21 protein-coding genes are annotated in these 18,913 nt (G+C 65.1%); 8 read left to right on the top strand and 13 right to left on the bottom strand.

Going from position 1 to position 18,913, the window contains the following annotated elements; all coding sequences use genetic code 11:
* Window positions 1-4: 4 nt before the first annotated feature.
* The 3 genes from FHY55_RS18670 to FHY55_RS18660 are packed head-to-tail and all read right to left on the bottom strand — an operon-like array spanning window position 5 to window position 2,559.
* The gene (locus tag FHY55_RS18670; RefSeq protein ID WP_140015625.1) at window positions 5-100 is read right to left on the bottom strand and encodes a DUF2474 domain-containing protein; all 96 of its coding nucleotides are present in this window, start codon (window positions 98-100) and stop codon (window positions 5-7) included.
* Complete coding sequence (gene cydB, locus FHY55_RS18665) at window positions 100-1,131, bottom strand: cytochrome d ubiquinol oxidase subunit II (RefSeq protein ID WP_140015624.1); 1,032 nt, start codon at window positions 1,129-1,131, stop codon at window positions 100-102. Before cydB ends, FHY55_RS18670 begins: the two co-directional genes overlap by 1 nt.
* A gap of 3 nt (window positions 1,132-1,134) precedes the next feature.
* A complete protein-coding gene (locus FHY55_RS18660; RefSeq protein WP_140015623.1) occupies window positions 1,135-2,559 on the bottom strand; it encodes a cytochrome ubiquinol oxidase subunit I in 1,425 nt (474 codons plus the stop codon).
* Window positions 2,560-2,704: 145 nt separating this feature from the next.
* Between FHY55_RS18660 and FHY55_RS18655 the strand changes: the two genes are divergently transcribed.
* Window positions 2,705-3,763, top strand: coding sequence for a bifunctional transcriptional activator/DNA repair enzyme AdaA (locus FHY55_RS18655; protein WP_140015622.1), 1,059 nt, complete (start codon window positions 2,705-2,707; stop codon window positions 3,761-3,763).
* Here FHY55_RS18655 and FHY55_RS18650 read toward each other — a convergent pair.
* The gene (locus tag FHY55_RS18650; protein WP_140015621.1) at window positions 3,760-4,716 is read right to left on the bottom strand and encodes a hypothetical protein; all 957 of its coding nucleotides are present in this window, start codon (window positions 4,714-4,716) and stop codon (window positions 3,760-3,762) included. The genes FHY55_RS18655 and FHY55_RS18650 overlap by 4 nt on opposite strands.
* A 150-nt stretch (window positions 4,717-4,866) precedes the next feature.
* On the opposite strand from FHY55_RS18650, the gene FHY55_RS18645 reads away from it, so the two are divergent.
* On the top strand, window positions 4,867-5,631 hold the full coding sequence (locus FHY55_RS18645; RefSeq protein WP_140015620.1) for an HpcH/HpaI aldolase/citrate lyase family protein: 765 nt from the start codon (window positions 4,867-4,869) through the stop codon (window positions 5,629-5,631).
* A gap of 74 nt (window positions 5,632-5,705) precedes the next feature.
* Here the strand turns inward: FHY55_RS18645 and FHY55_RS18640 are convergent, their stop codons facing one another.
* From FHY55_RS18640 to FHY55_RS18630, 3 genes are read right to left on the bottom strand one after another with little or no spacing between them, the layout of a single operon-like run.
* A complete protein-coding gene (locus FHY55_RS18640) occupies window positions 5,706-6,272 on the bottom strand; it encodes a hemerythrin domain-containing protein (RefSeq protein WP_140015619.1) in 567 nt (188 codons plus the stop codon).
* On the bottom strand, window positions 6,269-7,165 hold the full coding sequence (locus FHY55_RS18635) for a rhodanese-related sulfurtransferase (RefSeq protein WP_140015618.1): 897 nt from the start codon (window positions 7,163-7,165) through the stop codon (window positions 6,269-6,271). Before FHY55_RS18635 ends, FHY55_RS18640 begins: the two co-directional genes overlap by 4 nt.
* A 49-nt stretch (window positions 7,166-7,214) precedes the next feature.
* Window positions 7,215-7,757 (bottom strand): NADPH-dependent FMN reductase, encoded by a 543-nt coding sequence (locus FHY55_RS18630; RefSeq protein WP_168223059.1) that lies wholly within the window; start codon window positions 7,755-7,757, stop codon window positions 7,215-7,217.
* Window positions 7,758-7,884: 127 nt separating this feature from the next.
* Between FHY55_RS18630 and pncA the strand changes: the two genes are divergently transcribed.
* From pncA to FHY55_RS18610, 4 genes are all read left to right on the top strand, one after another.
* Window positions 7,885-8,484, top strand: a complete 600-nt coding sequence (pncA, locus tag FHY55_RS18625; RefSeq protein WP_140015616.1) for a bifunctional nicotinamidase/pyrazinamidase — start codon at window positions 7,885-7,887, stop codon at window positions 8,482-8,484.
* Between the two features lie 49 nt (window positions 8,485-8,533).
* Window positions 8,534-9,247, top strand: a complete 714-nt coding sequence (gene arsH, locus FHY55_RS18620; protein WP_140015615.1) for an arsenical resistance protein ArsH — start codon at window positions 8,534-8,536, stop codon at window positions 9,245-9,247.
* A 68-nt stretch (window positions 9,248-9,315) separates the two neighbouring features.
* Entirely contained in the window at window positions 9,316-10,608 is a 1,293-nt protein-coding gene (gene pncB / locus FHY55_RS18615; protein WP_140015614.1) for a nicotinate phosphoribosyltransferase, read from the top strand.
* Window positions 10,605-11,435: a sulfite exporter TauE/SafE family protein gene (locus FHY55_RS18610; protein ID WP_210410511.1), complete on the top strand. Its 831-nt coding sequence runs from the start codon at window positions 10,605-10,607 to the stop codon at window positions 11,433-11,435. The genes pncB and FHY55_RS18610 overlap by 4 nt, the downstream gene beginning before the upstream one ends.
* Before the next feature lie 75 nt (window positions 11,436-11,510).
* Here FHY55_RS18610 and arfB read toward each other — a convergent pair whose 3' ends face one another.
* The 5 genes from arfB to FHY55_RS18585 all read right to left on the bottom strand — a co-directional run bounded on the left by arfB (window position 11,511) and on the right by FHY55_RS18585 (window position 16,037).
* Window positions 11,511-11,936: an alternative ribosome rescue aminoacyl-tRNA hydrolase ArfB gene (arfB, locus tag FHY55_RS18605; protein ID WP_140015613.1), complete on the bottom strand. Its 426-nt coding sequence runs from the start codon at window positions 11,934-11,936 to the stop codon at window positions 11,511-11,513.
* Between the two features lie 258 nt (window positions 11,937-12,194).
* Complete coding sequence (locus FHY55_RS18600; RefSeq protein ID WP_140015612.1) at window positions 12,195-12,821, bottom strand: queuosine precursor transporter; 627 nt, start codon at window positions 12,819-12,821, stop codon at window positions 12,195-12,197.
* 95 nt (window positions 12,822-12,916) lie between these two features.
* Window positions 12,917-13,723 (bottom strand): esterase-like activity of phytase family protein, encoded by an 807-nt coding sequence (locus FHY55_RS18595; protein WP_210410510.1) that lies wholly within the window; start codon window positions 13,721-13,723, stop codon window positions 12,917-12,919.
* Between the two features lie 71 nt (window positions 13,724-13,794).
* Window positions 13,795-14,700 (bottom strand): penicillin-insensitive murein endopeptidase, encoded by a 906-nt coding sequence (gene mepA, locus FHY55_RS18590; RefSeq protein WP_140016192.1) that lies wholly within the window; start codon window positions 14,698-14,700, stop codon window positions 13,795-13,797.
* Window positions 14,700-16,037, bottom strand: coding sequence for an MFS transporter (locus FHY55_RS18585; protein WP_140015610.1), 1,338 nt, complete (start codon window positions 16,035-16,037; stop codon window positions 14,700-14,702). Before FHY55_RS18585 ends, mepA begins: the two co-directional genes overlap by 1 nt.
* 113 nt (window positions 16,038-16,150) lie before the next feature.
* Between FHY55_RS18585 and FHY55_RS18580 the strand changes: the two genes are divergently transcribed.
* The gene (locus FHY55_RS18580) at window positions 16,151-16,873 is read left to right on the top strand and encodes a hypothetical protein (RefSeq protein WP_140015609.1); all 723 of its coding nucleotides are present in this window, start codon (window positions 16,151-16,153) and stop codon (window positions 16,871-16,873) included.
* A gap of 83 nt (window positions 16,874-16,956) precedes the next feature.
* Entirely contained in the window at window positions 16,957-17,661 is a 705-nt protein-coding gene (locus tag FHY55_RS18575) for a hypothetical protein (RefSeq protein WP_140015608.1), read from the top strand.
* A 49-nt stretch (window positions 17,662-17,710) separates the two neighbouring features.
* Here the strand turns inward: FHY55_RS18575 and FHY55_RS18570 are convergent, their stop codons facing one another.
* Window positions 17,711-18,886 (bottom strand): acetyl-CoA C-acyltransferase family protein, encoded by a 1,176-nt coding sequence (locus FHY55_RS18570; protein ID WP_140015607.1) that lies wholly within the window; start codon window positions 18,884-18,886, stop codon window positions 17,711-17,713.
* Window positions 18,887-18,913: the final 27 nt, after the last annotated feature.

The following is an 18,913-nucleotide window of genomic DNA, read 5'->3' as shown; positions in this document are numbered from 1 at the left end:
CCGATCAGAGACCGAGCGCGGCCCGGATGGCAAGGGCCACGAGGCCGAGTACCAGCAGCGAGCCGCCATAAAGCGCGATGAACCAAGCTACGCGGCGCATCAGTGGTAGCCCGAATCCGCGTCGATCTTGCCGCGGAAGACCCAATAGGCGAAGGCGGTGTAGGCGAGGATCACCGGGATCAGGATGCCCGCGCCGATGAGCATGAAGATTTGCGAGTTTTCCGGCGCGGCGGCCTCCCAGATCGTCACCTCGGTGGGCACGATGTAGGGGAACATCGACACGCCAAGGCCGCCAAAGCAGAGCGTGAAGAGCACAAGCGCAAGGATGAAGGGTGAAAGCTCGGCAGAGGCCATGCGCAGCCGGATCATCAGAAAGACGAAGGCGGCGGCGGTGAACGCGCCGACAACGGCAGCAAGCCCCCATCCCCATCCGGTGAACCAGCGGGCGTAGTAGCCCTCTTGCAGGAAGGGCGTCCACAGGCTGACCAATGCGATGAAGCCAACGGTGAGCGGGGCGAAAAGCAGCGCCCAGCGGCGCATCCGGTTTTGCAGCTCGCCGGTGGTTTTTAGTACCAGCCAGCAGGCACCCAGCAGCATGTAGCCGACCATTACCGCAACGCCGACGGCGAGCGTGAAGGGGGTGAGCCAATCCCACCAGCCACCGGCGTAGACGCGGGCGGCTTTGTCGATCTCGATGCCTTGCAGGATCGCGCCGAGGGTGATGCCCTGGGTCAGCGCGGCAAGGCCCGAACCGCCGATGAAGGCGGCATCCCACAGCGGTTTCCAGCGCTCGGTGCGCCAGCGAAACTCGAAGGCAACACCGCGAAAGACCAACGCCAGAAGCATGGCGATAAGCGGGGCGTAGACCGCGGGAAGGATCAGCGCGTAGGCCAGCGGGAAGGCCGCGAAGAGGCCGCCGCCGCCCATCACCAGCCATGTTTCATTGCCATCCCAGACAGGGGCGACGGTGTTCATCATCACGTCCCGATCCTTGCGGCGGGGTTCGAGCGCAAAGAGCATGCCGAGCCCAAGGTCGAACCCGTCGAGCACAACGTAGACCAGCACCGCGAAGGCGATGATGAAGGCCCAGATGACGGTGAGATCAAAGGAAATACCTTCAGCAAGGGGCATGGGTCATTCCTCCTTCGGGGCGTCGGAAACAGGGGAGCGCCCCGCCGCGCGGACGGGGCCGGTGGCCACATCCTTGAGGCGAGGCTCGCCGGTGGCGGGCGGGTGGCTCATGAGGCGCAGGATATACCATGTGCCTGCGCCGAAGACGGCCATGTAGACCACGAAGAAGGCCAGCAGAGAGGCCCCCACGGCGGGCGCATCGAGCGGGGCGGCGCTGTCAGCGGTGCGCAGCAGGCCATACACCGTGAAGGGCTGGCGGCCGACCTCGGTGGTGACCCAGCCCGCGAGCACGGCGACAAGGCCGGAGGGGCCGAGCAGCACGGCGGCGCGGTGCAGCATGGGCCAGTCGAACAGGCGGCCACGGGCGCGCGCGAAGAGCGACCAGAGGCCAAGGCCGAGCATGGCAAAGCCAATGGCCACCATGATGCGGAAGGCCCAGAAGACAATGGCCACCGGCGGCTGATCTTCATCCGGCACGGTATCCAACCCGTCGAGCGGGGCGTTCAGATCGTGCTTGAGGATCAGCGACGACAGTTTGGGGATGCCCACCGCGTAGTCGAGCGTTTGCGTCTCGTCATTGGGCACCCCGAAGAGGTAGAGCGGCGCGCCGTCGGGGTGGCTTTCATAGTGGCCCTCCATCGCCATGACTTTCACCGGCTGGTGCTCCAGCGTGTTCAGCCCGTGCAGGTCTCCGAGGAAAATCTGCACCGGGGCGACGATCGCGGCCATCCACATCGCCATGGAGAACATGGTGCGGTTGGCGGGGGTCGAGATTTCGCCCCTGCGGCGGTGGCGCAGCAGGTGCCACGCGCCGACGCCGCCGACGATGAAAGCGGTGGTGAGGTAGGCGGCGGTGACGGTATGAGCCAGCCGGTAGGGGAAGGAGGGGTTGAAGATGACCTGCCAGAAATCGGTGGGCAGGAATTGGCCTGTTTCCGGGTCAATCTCAAAGCCCGCGGGGGTGTGCATCCACGAGTTCACTGAGAGGATCCAGAAGGCCGAGATGAAGGTGCCCACGGCGACCATTGCGGTGGCGGCCATGTGCAGCCCCGGCCCCACACGATCCCGCCCGAAGAGCATGATCCCGAGGAAGCCCGCTTCAAGGAAGAAGGCCGAGAGCACCTCGTAGGCCATCGGCGCACCGATCACCGGGCCGGCCTTGTCGGAGAAAACCGACCAGTTGGTGCCGAACTGGTAAGACATCACGATGCCGGAGACGACGCCCATGGCGAAGGCCAGCGCGAAGATCTTCACCCAGTAGCGAAACAGCGCAAGGAAGCGTTCTTCCTTGGTCCAGAGCCAAAGCGCGTTGAGCACGGCGAGGTAGGAGGCCAGCCCGATGGTGAAGGCTGGGAACAGGAAGTGGAATGAAACCGTGAAGGCAAACTGCAGGCGGGCGAGGAAAACGGCATCAAAGGCTTCGAACATGGATCTCGGCATTGGCTGTTTCAGGTTGCGCAGGAGGTAGCACCAAGGCGAAGCGCGTCGAGTCGGGGTGCCGCTTTGCCGCAGGGCGAAAATAGGCGCCCGATTTCCGGCTGCGCGGGGCAGGGCGGCGGGCTAGGCTGGGGCCATGCTGTTTCGATTGCCAGATGATGACACGCTCTATGCCGCGCTGATGGCGCGGGATGCCAGCTATGAGGGGCGGGCGCTGGTGTGCGTGCGCTCAACCGGGATTTTCTGCCGGCTGACCTGCCCGGCGCGCAAGCCGCTGCGGGAGAATTGCGAATTCAGGGAAACGGCGCAGGCCTGCATCGAGGCGGGCTTTCGGGCCTGCAAGCGGTGCAAGCCGCTCGACGCGCTCACCGATGATTCCACAGTCACCGCGCTGCTGGAGGCCTTGGCCGCCGATCCGGCGCGGCGCTGGAGCGAGGCGGATGTGGCGGCGGAGGGGTATGACCCTTCTACCGTGCGCCGCGCCTTCAAGCGGGCCTTCGGCGCCACCTTTCTGGAGATGGCGCGGCAGCGGCGGCTGCTCGCAGGGCTGGAGGTGCTGGGAGAGGGCGGCAAGGTGATCGAGGCGCAGCTTGATGCGGGGTTTGAAAGCGCCTCGGCCTTCCGCTCGGCCTTCGGGCGCATGCTGGGCATTGCGCCGGGTGCTTTTGAAAAGCGCCCGCTGCTGATGGCCGACTGGATCGACACGGCCCTTGGCCCGATGGTGGCTGTCAGCGATGCCCGGGCGCTGCATCTGTTGGAATTCGTGGGCCGCAAGGCTCTGCCGCGCGAGTTGCAAAGGCTTCATGCGGCGGTGAAGGGCTCGCTGGGCTTTGGGCGGCCCGCGCCGACCGATCAGGTTGCCGCCGAGCTGGGCCGGTTCTTTGCCGGGGAGAGCGCACGCTTTGGCACGCCGCTGGCGCTGCATGGCTCGGAGTTCACGCGCGCCGTTTGGGCCGCATTACAGGAGATACCGGCAGGCGAGACGCGCAGCTATAGCGAAGTGGCGCAGGCCATTGGCAAGCCGCAAGCGGTGCGAGCGGTGGCGCGGGCCAACGGCGCCAACCAGATTGCACTGGTGATCCCCTGCCACCGGGTGATCGGGGCGGATGGCAACCTCACCGGCTATGGCGGCGGGCTTTGGCGCAAGGAGCGGCTGATTGCGCTGGAGCGCGGGTTTGCCGCCCGTGCGGCCTAGGGCTTTCCGCCCGCGTTGGGCCCGGCCAGATCGTTCTTCACCATCCAGCCTGCGAGGCGCGACAGCATGATGTCCTGCACCTGCTGCTTGATGGCGCGGGGTTCGCGGCCTTCGATCTCGTCGACGAAGGAGGTGACATAATCGGTGTGGGCGTCATCGAGCCAGAACATCAGCCGGGTGAAAGGGTTGAAGTTGTCATGCACCTCATCAATCTCGCAGCGGGTGCCGCCCGCTTCAGGGATGAAGCGCTGCCGCGCCATCGAGCTGGCGCCGCTTTCGGGCACAATAGCATGGCAGGTAATCTCGCCATCTTCGGCCTCCACCACCCGCATCTTGTAGCCCATCTCGCGCTCGCAGGGCTCGAAGGTTTCTGAATCTGGGATGTTGGCGGTGAACCAGACCGGAAAGAAGCCCTCATCGTCGGGCTGGCCACAGCGGTGGTGGCCCTTGGTTTCGCCGGGCCGCATGATCATCGCCTCCTCCAGCACCTCGGGCGCGACGGGAACCCAGGTGCTTCCGCGCGTGCGGTAGGTGCGCGTGGGCAAGGACATGAGTGCGGTGGGCAGAAGCCAGACGAGCAGGAAGGTGCCCATGACGAAGGTAAGGAACAGGCGGATGATCTGCCATTGCACCTGCTGGTTGGCCAAAGCCGGGCCAGTGGTGTGAAGTGTCATTTCGCCGGTGGTGGCAAGCAGGCCGGTGAACATGAGCGCCATCGGCAGTGCCTCGGTCCATCCGCCAGGAAAGGTCGCGTGGTGCCAGACCATGAAGCCCGTCCAGAGTGCCATGACGACGATCAGCGTGGCCGGGTCGGCGAGCGGCCCATCGCCCGGGTGGAGCGCGATGGAGAGCGCAGCCCCAAGCAGCGGCAGGGCCGAAAACGCCACGACACGACGGCGCAGGCGCGACAGGCGGTAGGGCACGTGGTAGGACCAGAAGCTTTCGTCAGGCATCGGGGGACCTCATCAACAGGCCACCGGCTTAGCAGCCGGACCGGGCGGGAATGTGGCGCCGGGTCGGCAATTTTGTCTCGCAAGTCCATCGTCTTGGCTTCTTCCGGCTTATGGCAGATAGTCGCGCCCGAGCGAGAGAGGGAGAGCGCCATGGACATGCCGAAGAATGCCTTCAAGGCCGCGATCGCCGAGGGGCGGTTGCAGGTGGGGATCTGGAACACGATCCCCGATCCGGGCGTGGTGGAGCTGCTGGCGGGCACGGGATATGACTGGATCCTGCTCGACAGCGAGCACACCCCCGTGACCATTCCGGGGCTGATGCCGCTGATGCAGGCCGCCGGGGGCTACCCGGTGACCACGATCGCGCGGCCCGGCTGGAACGACATGATCGAAATCAAGCGCTTGCTGGATCAAGGCGCGCAGACCCTGCTCATTCCCTATGTGCAGAGCGTGGAGGAGGCCGAGCTGGCGGTGCGCCATGTGCGCTACCCGCCACGCGGCGTGCGCGGTGTCGGCGGCACAACCCGAGCCAGCCGCTATGGCGCGGTGAAGGATTACATCCAGACTGCCGAGCAGGAGATTTGCCTGCTGGTGCAGATCGAGACCGTGGAGGCGATGGCGCAGGCCGAGGAGATTGCGGCGGTGGATGGCGTGGACGGCATCTTCATCGGACCGGCGGATTTTGCCGCGTCGATGGGCTACCCGGGCCAGCCGACCCATCCGGAGGTGAAGGCGGCCATCCTCGATGGCATCCGCCGGATCAAGGCGGCGGGCAAGGCGCCGGGCATCCTGACGCTGGACCCGACCTTCCAGAAGGAAGCCGAGGAGGCCGGCGCTGTGTTTGTCGCGGTGACGCTGGATGCCTCGATCCTGCGCGCGGGTGCGATTGCGGCGCGGGAGCGCTTTGCCGGATAGGCCGGGGAGCTCATCCGCCCTTCGAGGCGTCTTCGCGGCTGCGATGAGCGGGCGAAGCCCCCGAAGAGCGGCCCCTAGCCGATGGTCTGGGGGCCGAGCTTGAGCACCACCGGCACCACCAGCTCTTCCTCGTCGGTCAGGTGCCGGTCGAGCAGGCCTCCCAGGCTTTCGAGCGACGCGGCGAAGGGGGCGGCTGCATCCTTGGCATTCCCGCCCTCCGCCAGTTTGCCGAGCGTGAGGTTGGCGGCATCGGCAAAGCCCGCCAGTGCCGGATCGAGCAACTGGTGGTCTGCCTCCATGAGCTGAAAACCGCGGGCGATCTCGGGGGCCTTGGCCTCAAGGATTGGGAAGTAATGCGCATCCTCGATCTGGTGATGGCCGTGGAGCTGTTGCAGCAGCATCCCGCCGTAGCGTGGCAAGGTCGAGCCGAAGCGGGCTGGGTCGCCACCATCGAGCAGGCTCTCGGTTTCTTGATTCAGCAGGTCCAGCAGGCGGCGGAACATCAGGTGCCGGTCGAGCCAGAACTCCACCAGCCCGGCAAAATGCGGGTGCGCCTCCCAGGTTTCGCGCGGGTAGTCTGCCAGCAGGACGCGGAGGGCGTCGGGCAGCGCGGCGCGGGTGTGAAGATCCAACTCGTTCATTCGGCGGAGCTAGCGCGGGTGCGGGCCAGTGCAAGCTGGCGCTGCCGTTCGCGAAAGCGGGCGCGGTCCTCTTCGGTATATTCGCCCACGCAGGCCGGGCATTGCACGCCTTCCTCATAGTCCGGCGCGGCGCGCCCCTCGGGCGAAACGGGCCGTCCGCAGGCGTGGCATAGCTGGTAGTCGCCCGGCTTTAACCCATGGCCCACAGAGACGCGCTGGTCGAACACGTAGCACTCGCCGTCCCAGCGGCTTTCTTCCTCCGGCACCTCTTCGAGATACTTCAGGATGCCGCCCTGCAGGTGATAAACCTCGTCAACGCCCTGTGATTTCAGGTAGTTGGTCGATTTTTCGCAGCGGATGCCCCCAGTGCAGAACATCGCCACCCGCTTGTTGTGAAACCGATCCTTGTTGGCCTCCCACCAAGCCGGGAATTCGCCAAAGCTGGCGGTTTCGGGGTTTACCGCGCCCTCGAAGGTGCCGATGGCAACCTCGTAATCATTCCGCGTGTCGATCACCGCCACATCTGGCGCCTCGATCAGCGCGTTCCATTCGGCGGGGGCAACATAGGTGCCGACCGAGGCCGTCGGGTCCACGCCCTCCACGCCAAGCGTGACGATCTCGCGCTTGAGGCGCACTTTCATCCGGCGGAAGGGGCGCTCGGCGGCCTTGCTTTCTTTCCACTCCAGATCGGCGCAGCCCGGCAGGGCTTTGATATGCGCGATCAGCGCGTCAATCCCGGCGCGAGGCCCGGCCACGGTGCCGTTGATCCCCTCGGGCGCCAGCAGGAGCGATCCGCAGAGCCCTTCGGCCTCGCAGAGGGCCTTGAGCGGCCCCTGCAGCGCGGCAGAGTCGGGGAAGGAGGCAAACTTGTAGAGCGCGGCGACGGTGAACATGGGGCGCGGCATAGCGCTCGCCGCGCCCTCAGGCAATGCCAAGAGCGGCTTAGAACTTCTCTGCGAAGGCGGCGAAGCTCTCGGCCCAGTCACGCAGGAACTTCTGGGTGTCTTCCTTGGCAATCTCGCCAGTCTCCGAGAAAAATTCGCCATCGGTGCGCATGTACACTTCGGGGTAGCCCATCACGTGCATCCCCAGCGCCACGCCGCGCATGCGCATGTGCTGTGCCGCAACGGCGCCGCTGATTGCGCCGGGCGAAGCGCTCATCACGGCGGCGGGCTTGCCGACCCATGTGCTTTTGCCCCAAGGCCGCGAGCCCCAATCCAGTGCATTGGCGACGAATCCGGGGATGTTGCGGTTGTATTCGGGCACCACGAAGAGAAAGCCGTCAACCGCATCAATCTCGGCCTTGAAGGCGGTGACGTCAGCGGGCGGGTCGGACCAGAGATCATCGTTGTAATGGGGCAATGCGCCGATTTCGATGGGGGAGAAGGCCATCAGGTCTGTGCCAATTCCGGCGACGGCCTCGGCCAGTTTGCGGTTGAGCGAGCCTTCACGCAGGCTGCCGACGATCACGCCGATTTTCTTCATGTGTCTTTCCTTCTGTCCTGTCCTCCCGCTGGCTCCAACTGGCCCGGCAGGCGGCAAGATCAACCCGGAGATTGACGCTTTGATCCTCACTGCTACCTTTCGCGCCAACCAAAGGAGACAACAGCCCATGCCCGACAGCGCCCTTATCGTCATTGACGTGCAAAACGACTTTTGCCCCGGCGGGGCGCTGGCCGTGGAGGGGGGCGACACGATTGTGCAGGGGATCAACGACCTGATGAATGATTTTCCCGCCGTTGTGCTGACGCAGGATTGGCACCCGGAGGGGCATTCGTCTTTCGCGTCGGGGCACCCCGAGGCCGAGCCGTTCTCGATGATCGACATGCCGTATGGCCCACAGGTGCTTTGGCCGGATCACTGCATTCAGGGCAGCGCGGGGGCCGAGTTTCATGCCGATCTTGATACCACCCGGGCCGATCTGATCGTGCGCAAGGGCTACAACCCGCGGATCGACAGCTATTCGGCCTTCTTCGAGAACGACCACGAAACGCCGACCGGGCTGGAGGGCTACCTGCGCACGCGGGGGATCGAGAAGCTCACCATGGTGGGGCTGGCAACCGATTACTGCGTGAACTTCTCCGCCGTCGACGCTGCCAAGCTCGGCTTCACCGTGACCGTGCGCACCGACCTTTGCCGCGCGATTGATCTCGACGGCTCACTGAAGGCAGCGATGGACGGGATGCGCGGCGCCGGCGTGGTGGTGGATTGACCCTCAAGGGGACTTGTCCCGCCATGCGAAGCCCCGGAACGGAGAACAAATGACCGATACCCCCCAGCTTGACGAGGCGAGCTTTCGCGCGCCCGACCCGGAGCAGCTCTTCCCGCAGCAGCACAGCACCCATCCGGCGCGGATCCTGCTGCTCTATGGCTCGCTGCGAGAGGTGGCCTATTCGCGGCTGATGGTGGAAGAGGCGGCGCGGGTGCTGGAAAAGCTCGGCTGCGAGACCCGCATCTACAACCCCTCCGGCCTGCCCCTGCCCGATGACGCCCCCGCCGATCACCCCAAGGTGGCGGAACTGCGCGAGATGGTGATGTGGTGCGAAGGCATGGTCTGGTCATCACCCGAACGGCACGGCGCGATGACCGGCATCCTGAAAAATCAGGTGGATTGGATCCCGCTTTCGCCCATCGGCGGGGTGCGCCCGACGCAGGGCAAGACGCTGGCGCTGATGCAGGTCTCGGGCGGCTCGCAGAGCTTCAACTCGGTGAACCAGATGCGCATTCTGGGCCGCTGGATGCGGCTGCTGACTATCCCCAACCAAAGCTCGGTGGCCCGCGCCTGGAACGAGTTTGAAGACGGGCGAATGAAGCCCTCGCCGTTCTACAACCGTATGGTCGATGTGATGGAGGAGCTGGTGCGCTTCACCCTGCTGACCCGCGACATCAAGGATCACCTCGTCGATCGCTACTCGGAACGGGTGGAAACCCGCGAGCAGCTATCGAAGCGGGTGAACCTGAAAGACGCCACCTGACCCGCCCCCCCGCTGGACTCCCCCGGCCCCGCTTGAAATAACCACCCGGCACCACCCCGGAGGACCAGATGGTCGACATCGCGAGCCGCGTTTATAACCACAAGTGGAAGATCGACCCTATCGTGCGGTCGCTGATCGACACGGATTTCTACAAGCTGCTGATGTGCCAGTCGGTGTTTCGCAACAAGCCCGACACGCAGGTGACGTTTTCGCTGATCAACCGGACCAAGTCGGTGCCGCTGGCCAAGCTGATCGACGAGGGGGAGCTGCGTGAGCAGTTGGACCATATCCGCTCGCTCTCGCTGACGCGGGGCGAGAGCACTTGGCTGCGGGGCAACACGTTTTATGGCAAGCGGCAGATGTTCCGGCCGGACTTCATGGAATGGTTCGAGAACCTGCGGCTGCCTGCCTATCACCTTGAGCGGGTGGGCGACCAATATGAGCTGACCTTCGAAGGCTCCTGGCCCGAGGTGATGCTGTGGGAAATTCCGGCGCTGGCGGTGCTGATGGAGCTGCGCGGGCGGGCGGTGCTGAACGAGATGGCGCGGTTTGAGCTTCAGGTGCTCTATGCCCGGGCGATGACCAAGCTCTGGGAGAAGGTCGAGCGGCTGCGCCAGGTTGAAGGGCTGCGGCTGGCCGATTTTGGCACGCGGCGGCGGCATAGCTTTCTTTGGCAGGACTGGTGCGTGCGGGCGATGGTGGAAGGGCTGGGCGACAAGTTTACCGGCACCTCCAACTGCCTGATCGCCAAGAACCGCGACCTTGAGGCCATCGGCACCAACGCCCATGAGCTGCCCATGGTCTATGCCGCGCTGGCCAAGGATGATGCCGCGCTGGCCCGCGCGCCCTATGACGTGCTGAGCGACTGGCATGAGGAGCATGACGGTAACCTGCGGATCATCCTGCCCGACACCTACGGCACCGAAGGCTTTCTGGCCAATGCGCCGGACTGGCTGGCGGGCTGGACGGGCATCCGGATCGACTCGGGCGACCCGGCCACGGGGGCCGAGGTGGCGATCAACTGGTGGAAGTCGCGCGGAGAAGATCCGACGAAGAAGCTGGTGATCTTTTCCGACGGGCTCGACGTGGAAAAGATCGAGGAGCTTTCGGCGCAGTTCCGCGGGCGGGTGCGGGTTTCGTTTGGCTGGGGCACGCTGCTGACCAATGATTTCCGGGGGCTCACGCCGGGCGACGCGCTGGCGCCGTTCTCCCTTGTCTGCAAGGCGGTGGAGGCCAATGGGCAGCCGACGGTGAAGCTCTCGGACAACCCGAAGAAGGCGATGGGGCCTGCGGAGGAGATTGCGCGCTACAAGCGGGTCTTCGATGTGGGGGCCCAAGAGGCGATGGAGGTTGTGGTTTGAGCGACACCTATTCGCTGGGCCTGCTGATCGCGCTGGCCGTGGGGCTTGTGGCGACGGGGGCCGTGGCCGGGGTGCTGGCCGGGCTGTTGGGCGTGGGCGGCGGCATTGTGATTGTGCCGGTGCTGTTCTGGCTGTTCGATTGGCTCGGTGTGCCTGATGCGGTGGCGATGCATGTGGCGGTGGCCACCTCGCTGGCGACGATCATCCCCACAAGCATCAGCTCGGCCCGCTCCCACCACAAGAAGGGCGCGATTGATGCAGCTCTGCTGAAGAGCTGGGCGCCGTTGATCTTTGTTGGCGCGTTGATCGGAGGGCTGCTCTCCAAGGTGATTGCATCCTCGGGCCTCACGCTGATTTTTGGGGTGATCGCGCTGCTGGTGGCCATCAACATGGCGCTGCCAAAGAAGATCGTGCTGGCCGATGACCTGCCGCAAGGGCCGGTGGCGCGGGGTGTGGTGCCCGGCTTCATCGGGGTCTTTTCGGCGCTGATGGGGATTGGCGGGGGCACGCTTTCGGTGCCGACGTTGACGGCGTTTTCCTTCCCGGTGCACCGGGCGGTGGGCACGGCGGCGGCCTTTGGGCTGGTGATCGCGGTGCCTGCGGTGATTGGGTTCGTCTGGTCAGGGATCGGGGTTGATCTGCGGCCGCCCTATTCGCTGGGCTATGTCTCAATCCCGGCGGCTGTGCTGATCTTTTCGGCCTCGGTCTTCACCGCGCCGGTGGGCTCGAAGATTGCGCACAGCCTCGATCCGGCACGGCTGAAACTGGCCTTTGCGGCGTTTCTGTTCCTGTCTTCGCTAAAGATGCTCTGGTCGGCGCTGATGTAACGGGGCGGTGGGTTTCACCCACCCATCAGCCGGGGCAGCATGGGTGGTGGGCAGATTGCCCACCCTACGGATTGTTCAGGTGTCAGGGTCGACCTTGCCGCGCATGGCCTTCACCTCGCCGCGCACTTTCTTGGCCTTGAGCCTCCGCTTTTTTGAGCCGAGCGTGGGGCGGGTGGGGATGCGGCGTTTGGGCTTTTCGGTGGCCTTGCGGATCAGCTCGGCGAGGCGTTCGCGGGCCAGCTCACGGTTTTGCGCCTGTGACCGGGTGTCCTGCACCAGCAGAAGCAACTCGCCGGCCTCGGTCCAGCGGCGGCCCGCAAGCCTGCGCAGGCGGTTTTTCACCGGCGGGGGCAGGTTGGGCGAGGCGGCGGCGGCAAAGCGCAGCTCGACGGCAGTGGCCACCTTGTTGACGTTCTGCCCGCCCGGCCCCTGCGAGGTGGTGAAGACTTCGGTGATTTCCCAGTCTTCAATGGTGATCTGGTCGTTGACCCGTATTGGCATGATCCCACACCTAGCCTCGTATTGCTCTCAATCAAAAGGGCCGCCCCGGATGCCGGAGCGGCCCTAACGAACTTTTTGGAGGCGAGGTCCGGTTAGACCATCGGCCAAAAGCGACATTCACGCCGCAGGGTTTGCCCTACGTGCGAACCTCCGCTGTTGTCCCGACACCTCTCTCCAATGTAGCTCTCGACACTGGATCACCTCCTTTCAGCTGTTTCAAAAACGCAAGTTCAGCGTGAATCAGGAGGTGCGCACCTGTCAAACTTTTTCTGCGCGCGCGAAACTGGCGGTGATGAGGCGGAAGGGGATAAGGGCGAGGGCCGCCAGCGCCAGCTTGACGCTCCAATCGGCCACGGCGAGCGAGACCCAGAGCGGCGCCACGGGCCCCTGCCCAAGCAGCGGAACGCCTTCCTGCGCCCATCCCGGCACGTTCCCCGGCTCGATGCCGTTGAAGGTGGCGGCGAAGGCGAGCGAGAAGAAGATCACCGTATCGAGCGTGGAGCCGACGAGGGTGGAGGCCAGCGGCGCCTGCCACCATGCCCGCGCGCGCATCTTGTCAAAGACCGCAACGTCCAACAATTGGGCAGAAAGAAAAGCGAGGCCGGAGCCGAGCGCCACGCGCAGGGTAACGAGCGGGCCGAATTCGCCCTGGATCTGCGAGCCGACGAGCGAGCAGGCGACACCCACGACAAAACCGGCGGCAACCACCTTGCGGGCGGTGGCGGCGCCGTAGAGCCGGTTCATCGTGTCGGTCACGAGGAAGGCGATGGGGTAGGTCAGCGCGCCCCATGTCAGCCAGTCGCCCAGCAGGTGCTGCACGAGAATATTGGAGGCCACAACAACGGCGGCCATGGCGAGAACGCCAGCGATCAGATTGGTCTTCATGTGTTTGGGCCCGTTTTAGCAAGGTGGTCGGGGACTTGGCCCCGCACCGCGCGGGACGGCGGGGGAATAGCGCCCGCCCGGGCACATTGCAACACCTAGTCGCTCAGCGTGACTTCGACGATCTCGCTGCGCTGGTAGCTTTTGAAGTTGTCATCCGAGACCATCACCGCCCGAAGCTGCCCGGTGCCATCGCGCCAGAGCGAGAGCCCTTCGAGGTTGCCGTGGGTGAGCGGGCCAGTCTCGTAGAGCACGCGGGCGGGCCAGACATCGCCCTTCATCTCGTGGCGGGTGATGCGCGAGGAAAAGCCGTAGCCGGTGAAGTGACGCCAAAGCAGGGTAAAGCGGCCCTTGTCGTCAAAATCGGCCCCCACGGGCAGCCACTCACCCTGCCGCTCCACCGCGCCGACCTTCTCCCAGCGGCCCTCGGCATAGCGATAGATCGGGAAGGGGGTGGAATAGCTGCCAGAGCGTTCGGGCAGGGTATAAAGCGCGCCTTCGGCATCAATGGCGAGCGCCTCGAGCGCGGAGTTGTTCTGGAGCGTCTTGAAATCGGGGTGCCGGGGCATCCACGCAGCCTCGCCGCCCTGCATGATATCGTCGCCGCGCCACGTCCATATGCGGTGATAGCCCTCGAAGCTCACGTAAAAGCGGCCATTCTCGCGCCGCGCCAGCCCCTCGGCGTCGCTTTCATAGCCGCCTACTAGGTGGCCATCGGGGTCGGTCAGGCGTTTGTGTTGCTGCACCTCCAGCCCGGTGAGCGTGCCGTGTTCGTTGCGGATCAGCCGCCCCTCGGCCAGCGCGGCGCGGTCGGACAGCGCCCAGAAGCGGCTGCCATCTTCCGACACCTCGATGCCGGAGAACCCGCCGAAGCGCCGGGCTTCGTCGCTGCTTCCAAAGCTCACCGACGCCACGCGCCCACCCCCTTGCCCCGCCGCGAGGGCGAGGCCGGAGAGGAGCGCGAGGGTGGTGAGGCTTAATCCGAGTTGAGAACGCCGACGCATGAGCGAGGCAGATCGGCCATGGTGAAATCGCGCGGGTGCTTCTTGCGCGGGGCGGCCTTTTTCTTGGTGCCGGCCTTCACCTTTGGTGGGTTCAGATAGTCCGTCACCCACCACCGTAGCGTTTCATCACAGCCGTCTCCCCCCTTGGAAAGCTCGTTGACCGAGGGCTGCTGGGTTACGCACTCACGGTCGCCGCGCGGGCATTTGAGACGGACGTGGAAGTGATAGTGGTGGCCGTAGAGCGGGCGGATCTTTTGCAGCCATTTCTTGTCACGCCGCTTGGCCCGTTCGCAGAGGAAGATCTTGACTGGGGGGGTGACGAAGATGCGATCCACCGCCGGGTCGCGCGCGGCAAGTTCCAGCACGGCGGCGTGGGCACCCGTCCAGTTGCCGTTGACCGAGCGTTGATCCTTCGAGCGCACCGAGATGGCCGAGATATTCTCGCGGGCACTGCGGGAGAGGCCGAGGCTCTTGGGTTTGTTCATCCAGATGTCGATATCCAGCCCGATCTGGTGGCTGGAGTGGCCAGAGGTCATTGGGCCGCCGCGCGGTTGCGAGATGTCGCCAATGTAAAGGCCCGGCCAGCCAAATTTGCGCACCCCGGAGGAGAGCCGCTGGATGAAGGCGATGGTTTCAGGATGGCCCCAGTTGCGGTTGCGGGACAGGCGCATGGCCTGCCATGTCGGCCCGGTTTCTGGCAGTTCGACAAGGCCCGCCGCACAGCCCTTGGAGTAGAAGCCGATGGATTCGGGCCGCTGTCGGGAGCCCTCGGGATGCGACCCGAAGAGGCGGTTGGCCTTTTGCTGTGCTTCCACCGGCGCGGGGGCCAGGGCGGGCACGAGGGCGATGGAAAGGGCGATCAGGGCTGCTCGGATCATCATTGCGGGTCTGCTCCGTCCGGTTTTACCCAGAGTAGCAGAACGAGCCCGATGATAAACAGCCCGATCAGCGGGGTGACCCCAAGTTGCTGTGATCCGGTGAGCGTGGTGGCCACGCCGATGGAGATGGGTGCAATGAAGGAGGTGGCCTTGCCTGCAAGGGCGTAGAGGCCAAAGGCTTCTGTCATCCGGGCCGGGTTGGCCTGACGCACCATCATGGTGCGCGAGGCGGCCTGAAGCACCCCGCCTGCCGCACCGATCACCGCGCCGAAGAAGTAGAAGGCGAGGTCCGGCAGTTGGCTGCCGGCTTCAAGCGGGATCAGGAACACGCTTTCGCGGCTGACCATCACCACCGACAGAGCCACGCCGGTGAGCACCAGAACGCAGGTAACGATCACCGGCTTGGGGCCGAAGCGCACATCGGCCCGCCCCCCGATCCAGGCAAAGACGGCGCCGGTTATGATGGTGAGAATGCCGAAGATGCCGGTTTGCACCACCGACCAGCCGAGCACGCCCGCCGCGTAGATGCCGCCGAAGGTATACATGCCGTTCAGCGCGTCACGGTAGAACATCGACGAGGTGAGATAGGCCAGCAGCGAGGGGGATTTCGGCAGGGTGCGGATGGTGTTGCCGAGCCCGTGGAGGGCCTTTTTGACGGCGCCCACCGAGGGCTTTTCGCGGCGCGGATCGCGCACCCAGAGGAAGAAGGGGACCATGAAGATGGCGTACCAGATGGCCGTCAGCGGCCCGACCGCGCGGGTGCCCTCGCGGGCCTCTGCATCAAGCCCGAAGATCGGGGCAAAGCCGGCCATGGTTTTGCCGGTGGTCGGGCTTTCGGCGAGGAAAACAAGCATGATGACCAGCGCGAAAAGCCCGCCGACATAGCCGAAGGCCCAGCCATTGCCCGAGATGCGGCCGATCTCTTCTCGCGTGCCGAGGTCGGGCAGCATGGAGTTGGTGAAGATCGTGGCAAACTCCATCCCGATCAGGCCGATCGCAAAGAACACCAGCGTGCGGGTGAGGTCAAAGTCTTGCGGCGCGGCCCACCAGAGCCCGCTTGCGCCCACGATGTAGAGCACCGAAAAGCCCCAGATCCAGCGCACGCGCTTGCCCGAGGTGTCGGCCATCGCGCCAAGGATCGGGGCGAGAATGGCGATGACGATGCCTGCGGCCCCCACGCCAAAGCCCCATGCCGCCTGCGCCTTCGATCCGTCGCCCAGCACCGAGTTGACGTAGGGCGCGAAGATGAAGGTGAGCAGGAGCGTGTTATAGGGCTGGGAGGCCCAATCGAAGAAGAACCAGCCCCATATGCGCTTTTTCGCCGAGATTTCTGCCATGCCACCGCCCCTTGTTGGGCTTCATAGAGCATTGAACCGGCGCGTGGTGCAACTGCGCATTGCGGGGGCGGCGGCGCTTCAATATGGTCGCGGAAAACCGAGCAGAGTGGCCGATGTTTCGTCCGATCAACCTGATAATCCTGGCCGTCCTCGTGGCGGGTGTCGCGCTGGTGGCGCGAGAAACCATGCGCCGTGGCGGTGGCGGCGAGGATGTGGCTGCCGTGGCCGAGCAGGTTGTGATCGGGCGCACCTACCGGGTGGACAAGAGCTTCGTGCAACGCACGGGCAAAGTGCCCGGTGTGGCCTTCCAGATCATCCTGCCCAAGCGCCCGGAACAGACCCACCACATCGGCGTGGAAGAGTTGCCCGAGGGTGGCGTGGTGCAGTTCAACTTCCGGGCCGAGGACGAGACCTTTCTGGAAAGTCTCTTCATGGCGCCGATCCGCATTCCCATGGGCAAGATGGACGACCGGCTGGCCGCCATTGCCCCAAAGCTCGCGGAGCAGGGGCCTGCGCTGCTGGGCCAGAAGTTTGAAGAGGTGACCTCGGGCGAGGTGCGCGAGATCCGGCTTGGCACCGGCGAGGGCTACCGGGCGCTGGAGCTGACCGGCACCTACCTCGATCCGCGTGACGAGGCGCGCTACACCTACCGTTTCATCGCCGTGCCGGACCCTGAACGCGCCGAAAGCCTGTATTCGGTGAGCCATATCAATCAGGCCCATCTGGTGATTGAGGGGGCCAACTTTGGCCCCAGCCTGACCGGCAAGGCGTTGTCGACCCTGCGCCTGATGGCCCCGCCGGTGCAGGAAACGGCCGGCGAGGCGGCGGGCGAATAGGCCATTTGCGCCGGGGCTTCCCCTAACGGCATAGGGGTGGATAGACTGGTGGCATTCATATTCTCAGAACGGATGCCATTTCGATGACGCGCTTTCCCGCCCTGCTCACGGCCTTTGCCCTTGCCGCCGCCGCGCCGCTTGCGGCCCAAACCACCGATGCTTCACCCGAGCCCACGCTGACAGCGCAGGGGGCGGAGCTGGCAGGCTTCACGCTTCAACTTGGCTCGACGGAGGACGTTGTGTCGGGCGAGACCTTCAAGGCGGATGCGGACTATCTCACCAAACACGGCAAGCCCGAGGCGGCGCCCTTTGCCGTGGTGGTGCCCCTTTCAGGCGATGGCAGCTATGAAAGCCGGGTGGTGGAGACGCCACGCACAGGGCTTGTGAAGTTTGTCTTTTCTACCCCGGGGGGCGGGCTGATCGAGGCGATGACCTTCAGCGAGCTGACCCTGCCCGAGGCGGAAAAAGAGCCCCGGTTGGACTATCTGCGCGAAATCATGCTCGCGGTCGCTGTGGGGCAGTTTGTAGACAGCAAGCCCGAGGCCAGCCGCCAGAATATCCGCAAGGTCGACATCGGGCGGCACAAGGCGGTGGAGATCTTCGGCACCTACCGGCATGCGGATTACGGCGTGATCCATTGGCGAATGGTGGGCCTGCCCAACCCCGACGGGGAGGCCGGGGTGGTGGCTTTGGCGCAGATTTCGGAGGAGGCGGTGCCGATCGGTTCGCCCGATGACTTTCCCGCCTCGCTTACTGGCCGGATGCTGGAATCCTTCAGCTTCGACTGAGGGTTACAGCGATGGCCGGTATCGTCAGAGCGCTTCCAGCACGTGACAGTCAGAGCGCTTCCAGCGCTACCGCAATGCCCTGACCACCGCCGATGCACATGGTGATCAGCGCCCGCTTGCCGCCTGTTCGCTCCAGCTCATAGAGCGCCTTCACGGTAATGATCGCGCCGGTTGCCCCAACAGGGTGGCCAAGCGCGATGGCGCCGCCGTTGGGATTGACCTTCGCCCCGTCGAGCCCGAGCCCCCGGTTGACGGCGATGGCCTGTGCGGCGAAGGCTTCGTTGCTTTCAATCACGTCGAAATCATCCACCGAAAGGCCAGTGCGGGCGCAGAGGGCCTGCACGGCGGGCACCGGGCCGATGCCCATGACGTGGGGGCTGACGCCTGCATGGGCATAGCCGATGACGCGGGCGCGGGGCTTGAGGCCGGCCTTCTCGGCGGCTTCGGCGCGGGCGAGCACGAGGGCCGCCGCGCCGTCATTGATGCCGCTGGCGTTGCCTGCCGTCACCGTGCCATCTTTCTGGAAGGCGGGGCGCAGGGCGGCGAGCTTTTCGGCGGAGGTGGCCTTGGGGTGCTCATCGGTTGCGAAGGACACCATCTCTCGCTTCACCTTGATCTCCACCGGCACGATCTGGCTTTGGAACCGGCCCTCGGCAATCGCCGCTGCGGCGCGGGTCTGGCTCTCCAGCGCGAAATTGTCTTGATCGGCGCGGCTGACCTGATGTTCGGCAGCGACGTTTTCTGCCGTTACCCCCATGTGGCCGGTGCCGAAGGGGCAGTTGAGCGCGCCGAGCATCATATCCAAGCTCTTTATATCGCCCATCTTCTGGCCCCAGCGGGCCTCTGGCATAATGTAGGGCGAGCGGCTCATGCTCTCGGCCCCGCCGGCAATGGCGAAGTCGGCATCGCCAAGGGCAAGCGCCTGCGTGGCCGAGACGATGGCCTGCGCGCCGGAGCCGCAGAGGCGATTGACGTTCATCGCCGGGGTGCTCTCGGGGATGCCGGCATCCATCGCGGCAACGCGCGACAGATACATATCGCGCGGCTCGGTGTTGATGACATGGCCGTAAACCACGTGGCCGATTTGCCCCGGCTCCACGCCAGAACGCTGCATGGCCTCGCGGGCCGCGACGGCGCCAAGCTGCGCGGGCGGTGTGCCTGCGAGCGCCCCTCCGAAAGTGCCGATTGCGGTGCGGGCACCGTCGAGAATCACGATATCGTCCATGGGGGCCTCCTCTGCCGTTGCCCTGAT

It is taken from the genome of Oceanicola sp. D3 (assembly GCF_006351965.1).
Taxonomy (GTDB): Bacteria; Pseudomonadota; Alphaproteobacteria; order Rhodobacterales; family Rhodobacteraceae; genus Vannielia.
This window is presented reverse-complemented; position numbering and strand designations above follow the sequence as displayed.

Excerpts from the sequence above, each read along its gene's own strand:
- FHY55_RS18670 (WP_140015625.1), bottom strand. The coding sequence starts at position 100 with ATGCGCCGCGTAGCTTGGTTCATCGCGCTTTATGGCGGCTCGCTGCTG.
- FHY55_RS18655 (WP_140015622.1), top strand. The coding sequence starts at position 2,705 with ATGCTGTTTCGATTGCCAGATGATGACACGCTCTATGCCGCGCTGATG.
- FHY55_RS18660 (WP_140015623.1), bottom strand. The coding sequence starts at position 2,559 with ATGTTCGAAGCCTTTGATGCCGTTTTCCTCGCCCGCCTGCAGTTTGCC.
- arsH (WP_140015615.1), top strand. The coding sequence starts at position 8,534 with ATGACCGATACCCCCCAGCTTGACGAGGCGAGCTTTCGCGCGCCCGAC.
- pncB (WP_140015614.1), top strand. The coding sequence starts at position 9,316 with ATGGTCGACATCGCGAGCCGCGTTTATAACCACAAGTGGAAGATCGAC.
- FHY55_RS18640 (WP_140015619.1), bottom strand. The coding sequence starts at position 6,272 with ATGAACGAGTTGGATCTTCACACCCGCGCCGCGCTGCCCGACGCCCTC.
- arfB (WP_140015613.1), bottom strand. The coding sequence starts at position 11,936 with ATGCCAATACGGGTCAACGACCAGATCACCATTGAAGACTGGGAAATC.
- pncA (WP_140015616.1), top strand. The coding sequence starts at position 7,885 with ATGCCCGACAGCGCCCTTATCGTCATTGACGTGCAAAACGACTTTTGC.
- FHY55_RS18575 (WP_140015608.1), top strand. The coding sequence starts at position 16,957 with ATGACGCGCTTTCCCGCCCTGCTCACGGCCTTTGCCCTTGCCGCCGCC.
- mepA (WP_140016192.1), bottom strand. The coding sequence starts at position 14,700 with ATGATCCGAGCAGCCCTGATCGCCCTTTCCATCGCCCTCGTGCCCGCC.
- FHY55_RS18645 (WP_140015620.1), top strand. The coding sequence starts at position 4,867 with ATGGACATGCCGAAGAATGCCTTCAAGGCCGCGATCGCCGAGGGGCGG.
- FHY55_RS18630 (WP_168223059.1), bottom strand. The coding sequence starts at position 7,757 with ATGAAGAAAATCGGCGTGATCGTCGGCAGCCTGCGTGAAGGCTCGCTC.
- FHY55_RS18585 (WP_140015610.1), bottom strand. The coding sequence starts at position 16,037 with ATGGCAGAAATCTCGGCGAAAAAGCGCATATGGGGCTGGTTCTTCTTC.
- FHY55_RS18580 (WP_140015609.1), top strand. The coding sequence starts at position 16,151 with ATGTTTCGTCCGATCAACCTGATAATCCTGGCCGTCCTCGTGGCGGGT.
- FHY55_RS18650 (WP_140015621.1), bottom strand. The coding sequence starts at position 4,716 with ATGCCTGACGAAAGCTTCTGGTCCTACCACGTGCCCTACCGCCTGTCG.
- cydB (WP_140015624.1), bottom strand. The coding sequence starts at position 1,131 with ATGCCCCTTGCTGAAGGTATTTCCTTTGATCTCACCGTCATCTGGGCC.
- FHY55_RS18635 (WP_140015618.1), bottom strand. The coding sequence starts at position 7,165 with ATGTTCACCGTCGCCGCGCTCTACAAGTTTGCCTCCTTCCCCGACTCT.
- FHY55_RS18600 (WP_140015612.1), bottom strand. The coding sequence starts at position 12,821 with ATGAAGACCAATCTGATCGCTGGCGTTCTCGCCATGGCCGCCGTTGTT.
- FHY55_RS18570 (WP_140015607.1), bottom strand. The coding sequence starts at position 18,886 with ATGGACGATATCGTGATTCTCGACGGTGCCCGCACCGCAATCGGCACT.